Genomic DNA, 11,539 nt, shown 5'->3' with positions numbered 1-11,539 from the left:
ACCTCCCACGAGGGGAGGTCATTCATGGTAAGACCTTCTAATGCGTAACCCCTGAGGAAGTCATCGAGCCAATAAGGAAGCTAGCGATTATTTCAGTACATTTGTCCTATATATATTCATAAAAGAGTAATAAGGTATGAGTAAGGAATGGAAACGGACGCTACTTTTTCTCTTATTGATAGGGGCAATAGCCATAAGTGGAGCGGCACAGATGAGGGCAATCACACAAGGTGGGCAGGTAGTATTGCTCTACCCTGATGGCACTTGGCGATATGAATATGACAGCAATAGGCGAGACGATTACAGTTGGGGCAGAGGCGACAGCCAAATAAATATTGACGCTGGAGCTACTGGCAAACGATTCGGCGCACTGATTGATGGACACCTCTACTTCATCATAAATGATGGACAGTTGGAAGACCTCTATATTTACGACGCTCGTGGGCGAGTGGTCTACTCTTTACAGGATGGAATAGATCGGGTACCATTTGATTGGACCATTCAGTACGACATTGGGAATGAAAGGAGGATCCGAAAATTGGGACCCTATGAATTTAAGTATGACTGGCGAACTGGCCAATTGGAGAAAGTGGGGAGTTATCAAATCGAATACCACTTCCACAATAATAAGGTGGAGCGCATCGGGCAGTACCGGATTGATTACGACTTCCGCACTGAACGGCTTTCACAGTTTGGCAACATCCGCATCAATTACGACTTTATGACGGACGGCATAGAGAGTATCACTGGCCAGGAAGAGAGGGTGATGCTCTACCTACTCAGGGGGTAGATACACATTACATAATATATATAGGGGTCCCCGGGGTCTCTTCTCGGACAAGTCGGACAGGTCAGACAAGTCGGACAGGTCAGACAAGTCGGACACTCGCTCTCCACTTGGACGTCCGACCTGTCCGAACCGTCCGACTTGTCAGATTAGGTACCCCCTAGAAAAAGCCAGCACTAGCGAAGGAGGCCAGCAACCAGAGTATAGTAGGGGGCGAGGCTATTCCCTTGGCTCCAGAGCATCGGGATCCCCAACAGGTCTGAGGCGGTGGCTCCGAGGTCAAAGCCAAAGTTCTCCAATGAGTTTCTAGCTTTATCTGGATGAATACAAGGCTTATCAATTAGACGCGTGCAAGCGCCCTTAGAGCACAGTTTGCAACTCCCCGGATAGCATGCCCTACTCCCAGGGTGAGCAGCTTCCAATGCCAACATCTCAGGATCAATCTGAGCTCTTGCCCACTGCATGATCTCCTCCACCACTTCATTGCGTGCTTCGGGATTGGGATATACAGTCGCTGCCATCTCAGGGGTCAACACCACTTGATAGCCGATGATATCCACCGTGTGGTACGGCTTGAGGAATTCATTGACATCGAAGTCAAAAGGCGGACATACCCACTGCTGACCATAATTGCGACACTGCTTGCAATAGCCCAAGAACTTATCTATATGCTGATATCGCTCCTGGTATTCCAGAAGCGATATCGTAGCTGTATGCTTAATAATATGTGCGAAGTCGCTCATCCTTACTCCTTCAGAATCACATCGTGAGCACCACCCTCCACAATTGAAGTGGAAGAGACGAGGGTCACCTTACTATTGTGCTGCAAGGTCTTGATATCCACTGCACCACAACTACACATAGTAGCCTTCATCTTACCGAGTGTGAGCATCAAGTTGTCCTTCATCTTACCGGCATAAGGCACATAGCTATCCACGCCCTCCTCAAACTTCATGCCCTCAGTCTCACTACCGCTATCGTAGCGTTGCCAGTTTTTTGCTCTATTAGAGCCCTCGCCCCAATACTCCTTCACATAGTTATTATTGACCTTGAGCTTCTTTGTAGGACTCTCATCGAATCGAGCAAAGTAGCGTCCCATCATTAGGAAGTCGGCACCCATGGCAATTGCCAAGGTCATATGATAATCGTGCACGATACCACCATCGGAGCAAATTGGGATATAGATCCCAGTCTCTTCGAAGTACTCATCACGTGCCTCGGCGATATCCATCACAGCCGACGCCTGACCACGTCCAATACCCTTTTGCTCACGAGTAATACAGATAGAGCCACCACCAATGCCCACCTTCACAAAGTCGGCACCCGCCTCCACTAGATAGCGGAAACCATCACGCTCCACCACGTTACCCGCTCCGATAGGAAGCTCGGGATAATGCTCCTTCACCCACTGAAGAGTCTGCTTCTGCCAAACCGAGTAGCCATCCGAGCTATCAATACAGATCACATCCACCCCAGCCTCCACGAGTGCAGGTACACGCTCCTTATAGTCACGGGTGTTGATGCCCGCCCCTACAAGTAGCTGCTTATTGACCTTATCGGAAAGCTCACTAGGGTTTTCCCTATGGCTATCATAATCCTTACGGAAGACAAAGAACTGCAGGTTTTGCTTCTCATCTATAATAGGAAGGGTATTGAGCTTATGCTCCCAGATAATATCATTCGCCTCCGAAAGGGTAATCCCTAGGCGCCCTATAGTCAACTTTGAGAAGGGGGTCATGAAGGAAGCGATCTTCGTCTCCCTTGGCGTAGTACTCAGTCTATAGTCACGGCTAGTGACCATCCCTAAAAGCTTGCCATTAGGTGTGCCATCCTCTGTAATTGCAATGGTAGAGTGCCCTGTGCGATGTGTCAGGTTGAGCACATCCTGGAGCGTCTGGTCGGGGGTCAGATTAGAGTCGCTAGTAACAAAACCAGCCTTAAACTTCTTCACCTTACGCACCATTTCCGCCTGGCTCTCAATGGACTGCGAACCAAAGATAAAGGAGAGACCACCATTGCGTGCCAGCTCAATCGCAAGGGTATCATTAGAAACCGACTGCATGATAGCACTCACAAAAGGAATGTTGAGTTGGATTTTTGGCTCCTCACCACGACGAAACTTCACGAGTGGAGTCCGCAAGTTGATATTTTCAGGGGTGCACTGCTCAGTGGTTAACCCTGGTATAAGTAGATATTCTCCAAAGGTATGAGAAACTTGATTGAGTACTTTTGCCATACTTCCTTCTATTTTTATTAGGTACAACTTGCACGCAAAGTTACTATTTTTTTCTGAATATCTCGTTCAAATTATTGCTGAAAGATGCGGACGAGTCACATAAGAAGTATAATGATCTAATATGCTTAGCTAGTATTAGTCAAAAGGACAAGAAGACAAGGCCACTTATCGTCGTCCCAATCTGCCAAATAAGGTAAAAAAATGGCTCAAATAGGAGCACTAAAACCTCCTTTGCAACTAGCTGTAAATCAAGACTATACAAATGCGTTTACCGAGATGCAACAAAGCAATCGGCAAGTTGCAACTAAGCAAATGACGAGTTGCATCTCGCCGATTGCTTAGTTGCATCTCAACTTTTGCCCTACTAGCATGGAGGTTTTATGGAGAGGAGTGCTTGCTGGGTTGGGTGCCGTTACGGACAAGTCGGACAAGTCAGACGAGTCGGACTAAGTGCAACAGTCTCCCCACCTGTGGTTTGCATACAGACATACGGGATAGGGGTTATCGGGTTATATGGCTTTTTTGTATCTTTGTTGAGAGGGGCTTGGGAGATTGATTATTTTGATTAGGGATTGAAGATTGTTATGGAAGATATGTTTGAAGGATACGAATTGAAGTGCATTGGCATATTGACTTCGGGCGGTGATGCACCAGGGATGAATCCTGCCATTCGGGCAGTCACACGTACTGCTATCTACAAGGGACTGGAGGTGAAAGGCATCTATCGTGGTTATAAAGGGCTGATGAATAATGAGATTGTAGACTTTCACACGGAGAATGTGAGCAATATCATTCAGCGTGGTGGCACGATACTGAAGACCGCACGCTGCGATGAATTTAAGACGCCTGAGGGGCGTGCTCTCGCCTATGATAATATGCGTAGGGCGGGCATCGATGCGTTAGTGGTGATTGGCGGAGATGGCACACTGACGGCGGCAAGGCTCTTTGCAGCGGAGTTCAACTTCCCAATTGTGGGGCTCCCCGGCACAATTGATAATGACCTTTGCGGTACCGACCGTACCATTGGCTACGCCACAGCCCTCAACACCATTATGGACGCAGTGGATAAGATTCGTGATACCGCTTCCTCACACGACCGCCTCTTTGTGGTGGAGGTGATGGGGCGCGATGCTGGCTTCTTGGCACTCAATGGAGCGATTGCCTCGGGTGCAGAGGTGGCGATTATCCCTGAAGTGCACGAGGCGGAGGAGCAGATCACGCAGATGATTGCCAATGGCTTCCGTAAGAGTAAGAATAGTAGTATCGTACTGGTTGCCGAGAGCGAGTTGACAGGCGGTGCTATGGGAGTGGCGAAACGCCTTCAGGAGAGCCACCCAGAGTACGATGTGCGGGTCTCTATCCTCGGGCATATGCAACGAGGTGGTAGCCCCTGTGCCGAAGACCGTATTATGGCAAGCCGTATGGGCGTGGCAGCGGTTGAGGCACTCCTCGATGGTCAGCGTAATGTGATGATCGGGATTGTCAATGACGAGCTAGTCCACGTGCCATTTAGCCGTGCCATCAAGGATGACAAGTCAGTAGACCCCGCAATGGTTCAGGCCCTTGCGATGCTTTCACTCTAAAGACCACGTAACTATGACACAAAGAGAGATCCCCTATAAGTTGGTGGCACTGGATCTTGATGGCACCTTGGTAGATGACCAAAAGCGACTTCTGCCCAGCACGATCAGTTCGGTAATGGCGATCCAAGAGCTAGGCGTGAAGGTGGTACTGGCAAGTGGTCGCCCCACCTTTGGTTGCCGTGCGATAGCCAAAACGCTGCGACTGGATCAGTATGGTGGCTATATCCTTTCGTACAATGGGGGTAAGCTCACCTCCTTGGGTGATGGGAAGATCTTGGCTCGCCGTGCTATCCCCAAGAAGTTACTGCCTCACCTCTATGAGGAGGTGAAGAAACGTCCAGAACTCACCATCTTTAGCTATGAACAGCAGATGATTGTGAGTGAAACACCCGACGACCACTACGTACTAGAGGAGCAGCGGGTGGATGGTGGTATGCCGATCAGGCGGGTGCCTCATCTACTTGAGGGACTTATAAGTGACCCTCTGAAACTAGCCATCACGAGCGACAACACCCATGCCCTCTACCAGATTAAGGAGGAGATGGAGGCTTACTATGGCGAACAACTCAACTTTTTCCTCACCAATGAGCACTTCCTTGATGTGGTGCCTCGCGGGGTAGACAAAGGGTCGACCATTGAGTTTCTTCTTGAGGAGTTGGGCATTGACCGAAGTGAATTGATCGCGGTGGGTGATAGCTACAACGACCTTGGGATGATACAGGTGGCAGGACTAGGTGTGGCGATGGCCAATGCGACGGAGGCGGTAAAGCGCTCTGCCGACTATGTGACGACGAGCAACAATAGTGATGGTATTAGCCACTTACTGAATAAGTTTATCCTACAGCCTAAGCCCGATAATGTGGGGGACCTCAGCGTGGAGCTCCTCAATCAGATGATGGAGGGCAATACCTTGATGGGGACGCTTGGGATACGTTGCACCCGACTTGAGGAGGGCTATGTGGAGTGTACCATGCCAGTGGATGGGCGTACGCAGCAGCCGATGGGCATTCTGCATGGTGGCGCAACGCTAGCACTTGCAGAGACGGCAGCAGGGTATGGGTCGCTGTTGCTTCTTCAGGAAAATGAGATACAGGTGGGGATGCAGGTGAGTGGCAATCACATCAGTTCGGCACACGTGGGAGACACGGTCACAGCGGTGGGAAAGATTATCCACCGAGGACGCAGCTCTCATGTATGGAATATTGACATCCTTTCAGGAAGAGGGAAGCTGATCAGTAGCATAAGGGTAGTCAATAGTATTCTAAATAAAAGGTAAAAGCGACAGGCTAGGCAACTTTGGCTTACCTATGCTTGTTGTATAGATAATAAAGGACCATATTAAAGAGAAAAAGATATGTTTGAGAGGAATAAATCAAATGACCAGCTAGTAGCTAATCTGATCAAAGGTGGTTTGATTGCACTTGCAGGTGCTGCAGCGACTACAGTATTCACGGCCTTTTACCGCCGAAAGCACTCTATTCCCAAGAATGCTGAGCCTGTCACTCCCTTTGACCTAGAGCAATACCTAGGGAAGTGGTACGAGGTGGCTCGACTGGATAACCGCTGGGAGCGAAACCTGAGCGATGTCACGGCTGAGTACAACGTGATGGAGGATGGCAGGGTACAGATGATCAACTCTGGCTACAACTACAAAAAGGAGCAGTGGGTACGCTCTGAGGCGGTAGCACAGTTTGTCGGTGACCCTAATACGGCAGCTTTGGAAATAAGCTACTTTGGCCCAATCTTCTCGGGCTACAATGTGATCGCCATTGAGGGGGATTATGAGTATGCCCTAGTGGTGGGTCGCAATACCAAGCAGTGCTGGATTCTCTCGCGTACCAAGGAGCTACCTGAGGAGGTGCGTGCTCGCTTTGTGACGGAGGCGATGAAGGTAGGTGTGAGGGTGAACAACCTTATCTGGGTGGATCACTCAATGGAGCCAGAGGAGTAATACGATGAGCGACTTGCTTCAGTTCATATTACTTTTACCGCTGATATTGATAGTGATATTTGCTATCAAGTATCGGCGAGCACTCCTCTCTGTCTATAAGCTGAAGAAGCACTATAAAGAGGCACAGAAGAGTGCCGAGGAGGAGCGAGCTCGTCGGGAGCGGGTCCGAAGGCAAACGGACGATGCCCCCTCGAGTGTGGAGATGATAGATAATGCCTCGCTGGATCTTGAAGGCGGGGAGTATGTAGAATATGAGGAGATAGAGGATGATGGAAACAAAGACTTTTGAGGTAACAGGGATGAAGTGCGGGCATTGTGCTCAGCAGATTGAAGGGGCACTAAGGGTATCGCGAGGAATTAAATCGGTAAAGGCCAACCACGAGGCTGGCACTGTAGAGGTACAGTACGATGAAGCAACTATCACGCCCGACAGCATCAAGAAGATAGTGGAGAGCGTGGGCTTTGGCCTGCAGCTCTGATCCCACTTCAACAATCTAAAGAGGGCACCTCTATATTTTTGAGGTGGCTCTATCGGACAGGTCGGATACTAGGATTGTGGCAATAAAAAAGGACCTCCTTGCGGGGGTCCTTTTTTATTAGCATACTATTGAGGGTGGCTAGAATTGGTAGCCAAAGCCGGCTTGTAGGTAAATAGGATACATTGCGTAGTTGATAGCGGTAAAGTTTCGCTTAAAGACTTGAGAGAAGCCCCAATTGAGGTCGGCATTGATGTGGAAGTGCCGATAGGCACGCCACGAAAAGCCGAGCACTCCGCCCCACTGCCACCTCTGCATATTGCTTGAGAAGTCATAGAGCGATGGTTGCTCCATAATCAGCTTCTCCCCTACTGGTGTGCCATCACGGAGATAGCCGTTCTGAACCATTCCGCTAAACTTTCCATCGATCTGATAACCGAGGTAGAGCCCTCCACGCACTTTCCAATTGCGGTTGAAGCGATAGTGAGCTTGCAGAGGCAAGCTGAGTAGGTTGGAGCTATACTCCATCACCACTTCACCGGTCCAGTAGCCTTCTACTGCAGCATTGTCCATCGTAACGGAGGTGTGGAAGCTCTTAGTGGTCACTTGTGTCTTCATTCCTCGGTTCTCCAGCTTTAGCCCTGCAGAGATACCCCACTCAGGCACTCCATAAGAATCGCCGAACCACTTCGTTGCCACTCCCTCAAAGGAGCCTCCGAAAGTAGGATTGTAGGAGTCAATCGAACGGACCTCCTGAGGGATATCCATTGGGGCAGCCCCGCCGATAAAGTTGATGGCCGCTTTTAGCTCAAATTCAAAGCCATCTTTAGTCCGGATAAAGCCATCTTTATTGCTTTGTGCAGAGAGCAGAGTAGCTCCGAATGCGATTACTACCGCAGCATATATAATACGTCTCATAAGTTACTTACAGAAAATTTGCAGTTCATCAATCCACAAGGTACTACCCACAGCGCCCTCAAAGTGAGCACCATTTTCACTCGACGAAGCTACGATAGCCAACCTATATTTCCCAGCCTTTAGCTTCACGGGATCAATCGTTTTGCCCTCCTGCATCTCAAAGGGCACTTCAAACTTCACCCACTCGTCGCTTACCTTTCGCTCGGTCACTTTTGCCACAGATATCAGCTGAGGACTATCCTGTACATTGGTGCCATCAAGCCACTGAATCTCATTGGTGGTCTCGAAGAACACAGCGTAAAGACTGAAGTTATCCACCTTACCCTCCACCACCTTACTTGCAGAATTAATTACTTTCTCGCCTGGGATGTACTTATAATAACCTTCAAAGAGATGAGGCTCCTGCATGAATAGCTCTCCAAAGTGAGTTGCCTCAAGAGGTTTAGAGGCCATTATCTTAGTATCCATAGTCCCCATAAAGACGCTTCCAGCCGCAATAGGTTTTTTGGCAATTTTCCCAAAAAAACCGGTGCTTTTGGTCTGTAGCTTGGCGGCATTTCCCTTGTATCCCTCAGTGTCTTGTGTAACGTAGAAGTCTTTCCCACTCATTAAGAATACAGCATAATTGCCGCTTGCCCATTCAAGAGTAACATTTCCCTTTTCATCTAGCTCCTGTAGAATAGGATATGGATCAGTCTTGTACCCCTCAAAGCTATAGGTCCAAATGGGTTGCTCAAGAAGTGAAGGCTTCTTGACAGTAACTGTATAGTCTTTGCTCCACTTTCCATCTTCCGAGGTTACCTGATAGGTTTGTGGATTGGTAAAGTCTCTAATAGAGCCATTCTCAGGTGAAATGGTCGCTTTATCGGTAATAACAAACACTGGTGCCAACTTCGTCACATCCACCCAGCTATTGACCGTGATCTCCACCGTGTTATTGGTGATATGAATATCTCTAAAGAGGAGGTCTTGCCCCATGATGCACTTCTCAATATCTGCTTCGGCATTGGGTGCCTCTGGCTTGATGCAGCCTGAGAGCGAGAGCCCTATGGCAAGGAAAAGGCCCAGGAAAATCCCATTAACTTTCTTATTCATTTTCATTGTTCAGCCTATTAGTTTTATTCAGAAAACGACGCAAATGTAATCAATATCTATCAATTATCCATCTTCTATTCACTTCAAAGTGGCATTGCTGGCTAGGCGAAATGGGTTAATTGATTATATTTGCCTAGAATTAGAGAGATAAGCAACTTGATAGAATAATAATGATATGAATAAACAGAGATACCTAGTGGGGCCCCTGCTAGTAGCCCTACTACTCATAGCCTGCCAAACCAAGAGAAAAGGCGAGGAGCAAGCGAAGTCCTTGCCTATAGAAGCTGCGATAGCAATTGAAGAGGCGGTAGCCCAAGAGCCCGATACACTTACTAGCGAGGATATAGAGTTGCGGGAAGAGCTCCTTTTTGAGGAGTATTACCTCGCCCCCACTTACGATTATAAAGATACTGTGAGGAGCATTAAGCTAGATCAGTTTAGAGCCAAACTGGCTTACGTGGAGAATCTGGCTGAGGAAATCGGTCAGTGGGCGGTGATAGAGAATTACCGCAATGGGCACGGAGAGGCACCAACGGTGCAGAATTACCGACGCAATGAGTACCGTAGAGTAGCCGATACGCTCGGGGTGGAGCGCTACCAATCTGCCCCACTCTATCTTCCCAACGACACTACCCAACCAATTATCTATGGTCGTGATGGCTGGCTCACGCACTTGGTTGATTCAATCGGAAGCTACTACCAAATTACTCCAATCAAAGGCTCCATGGGCAGTTATTGGATCCCTAAGCGATATCTGAGGAAGCTGGAGGGAGAGGTACAGTTTGAGCACGTCATCTTTGTGGATCGAGGCGATCAAAACATTGCGACGGTGGAGCGTCAAGAGCGAGGCAAGTGGCTGATTAGAAGCACCAACCCCGCCACCACCGGCAAGAAGCAGCCACCCTATCAGATGGAGACCCCACTCGGGATATTCCTACTCCAGCAAAAGAAAGCCAAGATGTTTTACACACACGATGGTAGCTCGGAGATAGCCGGCTATGCTCCTTGGGCGAATAGGTTTACCAACGGTGCTTATATCCATGGGGTGCCCGCCAACGGACGCAATGCCAAGCCCTCTGAGTACAGTTGGTCACTCGGCACCACCCCACGCTCCCACATGTGTGTCCGCAACGCCACCAGTCACTCCAAGTTTATCTACGACTGGGCACCTACCGACCGCTCCCTCATCATCGTAATAGAGTAACCAATCTATAGAACTTTAAGGGGCACCGTCGCTTATGCGATGGTGCCCCTTTGTTTGTATTTTTGATGAATTAGTTTTGCGAATAGAGGATCGGATTGAGCGTTGGGTCATTGTACATCTTCATCTGCTTGTAGACCTTCATATACTTCCGCCCCTCCGCCATATCCTCCAAGAGGGTAGTAATAGCCTGGGAAAGGTCGTCATTCTGCTGTAGCAATACCGAGAGCTTAGCACGCACCGTGATACGCTGCTCCTCCGAGATGCCAGCACGCTCCGTCTCCACCCTCATGTGGTAGATCTTCAGCTGCAAGATACTCAGGCGGTCAATAGCCCAACCCGGACTCTCCGTATTGATCGTCGCCTCCGGCAGTACCTTCACCCCCGAGAAAAGGTCAAGGAAATAGCTATCAATCAGCTCCACCAAGTCGGTACGGTCTTGATTGCATCGATCCATCCGACGCTTGATCTTAAGTGCCTCCTCAGGGTCGATATTTGGATTACGTATGATATCCTCCAAGTGCCACTGGATCGTATCCACCCAGCACTTAAGGTATAGATAGTATTCAATCGACTTAAAGGGGTAAGGGTTATTGACCTTTGCATCCACATTATCCCTCACATGATACTCTTCAATCGCCTGATTAAAGACCGATATCGCCCTCCTACAGAAGTCCTTATAATTTTGCATTTCCTATGCCTCCAGTGGTTAATACTATAATTGCACCGTAAAGATACAGATAATACCACCACCTCACCCCAATTCCCCTTATGCTATATAACAACTATCCCTCCCCCTCACCCCACACACTACGCACTAGCCAACTCCCACAGGGGTGACGCATTAGGAGTATATTCATAAGTTAATAACCCCTATAAAGGAGGAGAAAGTAGTGGCTCAAAAGCCCATATTTAACAAACTGATATTCAGCATCATATAAAGTCGAAAACGGAGTTGCAACTAAGCGATCGGCGAGTTGCAACTAAGCAAATGCCGAGTTGCAACTAAGCATTTGCTTTGTTGCAACTAAACTTTTGACCACTTAGCTGTTGTTTTTTAGGCTGTTGTATGAAGAGCATCTGCCCCCCTATTTGTGGTATGGATTTGTCCGTGGATGTTAATAATGAACACCGTGTAACAATCTCCTCACCTTAGATACCCTAGGGGTTACGCATTAAAAAGGTCTTATCGAATGGTTTTCAGTGGAGTGTCTATGGTTCAGGACCTCTCCGAGATGGTTCCCAAAAAAGCACCCGCCAGGGTGCCACTCAGCTAGCCCCCAGTCGGAGGG

The 11,539-nt window shown here is 48.7% G+C and carries 12 protein-coding genes; 7 read left to right on the top strand and 5 right to left on the bottom strand.

The annotated features are described in order from the left end of the window. The first annotated feature begins 136 nt into the window (after nt 1–136). Nucleotides 137–790, top strand: a complete 654-nt coding sequence (locus tag HMPREF3027_RS01995) for a hypothetical protein (protein ID WP_070706625.1) — start codon at nt 137–139, stop codon at nt 788–790. Between the two features lie 173 nt (nt 791–963). Here the strand turns inward: HMPREF3027_RS01995 and HMPREF3027_RS01990 are convergent, their stop codons facing one another. Together HMPREF3027_RS01990 and HMPREF3027_RS01985 are read right to left on the bottom strand one after the other, a co-directional pair. Continuing rightward, nucleotides 964–1,530, bottom strand: a complete 567-nt coding sequence (locus HMPREF3027_RS01990; protein ID WP_070706623.1) for a DUF2284 domain-containing protein — start codon at nt 1,528–1,530, stop codon at nt 964–966. Nucleotides 1,531–1,532: 2 nt separating this feature from the next. Beyond that, nucleotides 1,533–3,023, bottom strand: a complete 1,491-nt coding sequence (locus HMPREF3027_RS01985) for an IMP dehydrogenase (RefSeq protein ID WP_070706621.1) — start codon at nt 3,021–3,023, stop codon at nt 1,533–1,535. A 584-nt stretch (nt 3,024–3,607) separates the two neighbouring features. Between HMPREF3027_RS01985 and pfkA the strand changes: the two genes are divergently transcribed. The 5 genes from pfkA (at nt 3,608) to HMPREF3027_RS01960 (ending at nt 7,036) form a co-directional block, all read left to right on the top strand. Beyond that, nucleotides 3,608–4,606 (top strand): 6-phosphofructokinase, encoded by a 999-nt coding sequence (gene pfkA, locus HMPREF3027_RS01980; RefSeq protein WP_018028839.1) that lies wholly within the window; start codon nt 3,608–3,610, stop codon nt 4,604–4,606. A 13-nt stretch (nt 4,607–4,619) separates the two neighbouring features. Continuing rightward, nucleotides 4,620–5,882, top strand: coding sequence for a Cof-type HAD-IIB family hydrolase (locus HMPREF3027_RS01975; RefSeq protein WP_083317469.1), 1,263 nt, complete (start codon nt 4,620–4,622; stop codon nt 5,880–5,882). Nucleotides 5,883–5,960: 78 nt separating this feature from the next. Beyond that, nucleotides 5,961–6,557, top strand: coding sequence for a lipocalin family protein (locus tag HMPREF3027_RS01970; protein ID WP_070706618.1), 597 nt, complete (start codon nt 5,961–5,963; stop codon nt 6,555–6,557). Nucleotides 6,558–6,561: 4 nt separating this feature from the next. Next, nucleotides 6,562–6,846 carry a DUF4834 domain-containing protein gene (locus HMPREF3027_RS01965; RefSeq protein WP_070706616.1) on the top strand — a complete coding sequence of 95 codons (285 nt, stop codon included), beginning with the start codon at nt 6,562–6,564 and terminating at the stop codon, nt 6,844–6,846. Beyond that, the gene (locus HMPREF3027_RS01960) at nt 6,824–7,036 is read left to right on the top strand and encodes a heavy-metal-associated domain-containing protein (RefSeq protein ID WP_083317468.1); all 213 of its coding nucleotides are present in this window, start codon (nt 6,824–6,826) and stop codon (nt 7,034–7,036) included. The genes HMPREF3027_RS01965 and HMPREF3027_RS01960 overlap by 23 nt, the downstream gene beginning before the upstream one ends. A gap of 138 nt (nt 7,037–7,174) precedes the next feature. On the opposite strand, the gene HMPREF3027_RS01955 is transcribed toward HMPREF3027_RS01960, so the two are convergent. Beyond that, nucleotides 7,175–7,951 carry a porin family protein gene (locus tag HMPREF3027_RS01955; RefSeq protein ID WP_070706612.1) on the bottom strand — a complete coding sequence of 259 codons (777 nt, stop codon included), beginning with the start codon at nt 7,949–7,951 and terminating at the stop codon, nt 7,175–7,177. A gap of 3 nt (nt 7,952–7,954) precedes the next feature. Beyond that, nucleotides 7,955–9,046 carry a PCMD domain-containing protein gene (locus HMPREF3027_RS01950; protein WP_070706610.1) on the bottom strand — a complete coding sequence of 364 codons (1,092 nt, stop codon included), beginning with the start codon at nt 9,044–9,046 and terminating at the stop codon, nt 7,955–7,957. Between the two features lie 175 nt (nt 9,047–9,221). On the opposite strand from HMPREF3027_RS01950, the gene HMPREF3027_RS01945 reads away from it, so the two are divergent. Continuing rightward, nucleotides 9,222–10,250 (top strand): L,D-transpeptidase, encoded by a 1,029-nt coding sequence (locus HMPREF3027_RS01945; RefSeq protein WP_070706608.1) that lies wholly within the window; start codon nt 9,222–9,224, stop codon nt 10,248–10,250. A 70-nt stretch (nt 10,251–10,320) separates the two neighbouring features. On the opposite strand, the gene HMPREF3027_RS01940 is transcribed toward HMPREF3027_RS01945, so the two are convergent. Next, on the bottom strand, nt 10,321–10,938 hold the full coding sequence (locus HMPREF3027_RS01940) for a DUF4254 domain-containing protein (protein WP_018028831.1): 618 nt from the start codon (nt 10,936–10,938) through the stop codon (nt 10,321–10,323). Nucleotides 10,939–11,539 lie beyond the last annotated feature (601 nt).

It is taken from the genome of Porphyromonas sp. HMSC077F02, from assembly GCF_001815465.1.
GTDB lineage: Bacteria > Bacteroidota > Bacteroidia > Bacteroidales > Porphyromonadaceae > Porphyromonas_A > Porphyromonas_A somerae.
Note: the sequence above shows the minus strand (reverse complement) of the source record. Positions and strands in the feature narration are given on the sequence as shown.

What these genes read in the sequence shown, in the direction of transcription:
- HMPREF3027_RS01995 (WP_070706625.1), top strand. Translation starts at nt 137, where the DNA reads ATGAGTAAGGAATGGAAACGGACGCTACTTTTTCTCTTATTGATAGGG.
- HMPREF3027_RS01990 (WP_070706623.1), bottom strand. Translation starts at nt 1,530, where the DNA reads ATGAGCGACTTCGCACATATTATTAAGCATACAGCTACGATATCGCTT.
- HMPREF3027_RS01985 (WP_070706621.1), bottom strand. Translation starts at nt 3,023, where the DNA reads ATGGCAAAAGTACTCAATCAAGTTTCTCATACCTTTGGAGAATATCTA.
- pfkA (WP_018028839.1), top strand. Translation starts at nt 3,608, where the DNA reads ATGGAAGATATGTTTGAAGGATACGAATTGAAGTGCATTGGCATATTG.
- HMPREF3027_RS01975 (WP_083317469.1), top strand. Translation starts at nt 4,620, where the DNA reads ATGACACAAAGAGAGATCCCCTATAAGTTGGTGGCACTGGATCTTGAT.
- HMPREF3027_RS01970 (WP_070706618.1), top strand. Translation starts at nt 5,961, where the DNA reads ATGTTTGAGAGGAATAAATCAAATGACCAGCTAGTAGCTAATCTGATC.
- HMPREF3027_RS01965 (WP_070706616.1), top strand. Translation starts at nt 6,562, where the DNA reads ATGAGCGACTTGCTTCAGTTCATATTACTTTTACCGCTGATATTGATA.
- HMPREF3027_RS01960 (WP_083317468.1), top strand. Translation starts at nt 6,824, where the DNA reads ATGATGGAAACAAAGACTTTTGAGGTAACAGGGATGAAGTGCGGGCAT.
- HMPREF3027_RS01955 (WP_070706612.1), bottom strand. Translation starts at nt 7,951, where the DNA reads ATGAGACGTATTATATATGCTGCGGTAGTAATCGCATTCGGAGCTACT.
- HMPREF3027_RS01950 (WP_070706610.1), bottom strand. Translation starts at nt 9,046, where the DNA reads ATGAATAAGAAAGTTAATGGGATTTTCCTGGGCCTTTTCCTTGCCATA.
- HMPREF3027_RS01945 (WP_070706608.1), top strand. Translation starts at nt 9,222, where the DNA reads ATGAATAAACAGAGATACCTAGTGGGGCCCCTGCTAGTAGCCCTACTA.
- HMPREF3027_RS01940 (WP_018028831.1), bottom strand. Translation starts at nt 10,938, where the DNA reads ATGCAAAATTATAAGGACTTCTGTAGGAGGGCGATATCGGTCTTTAAT.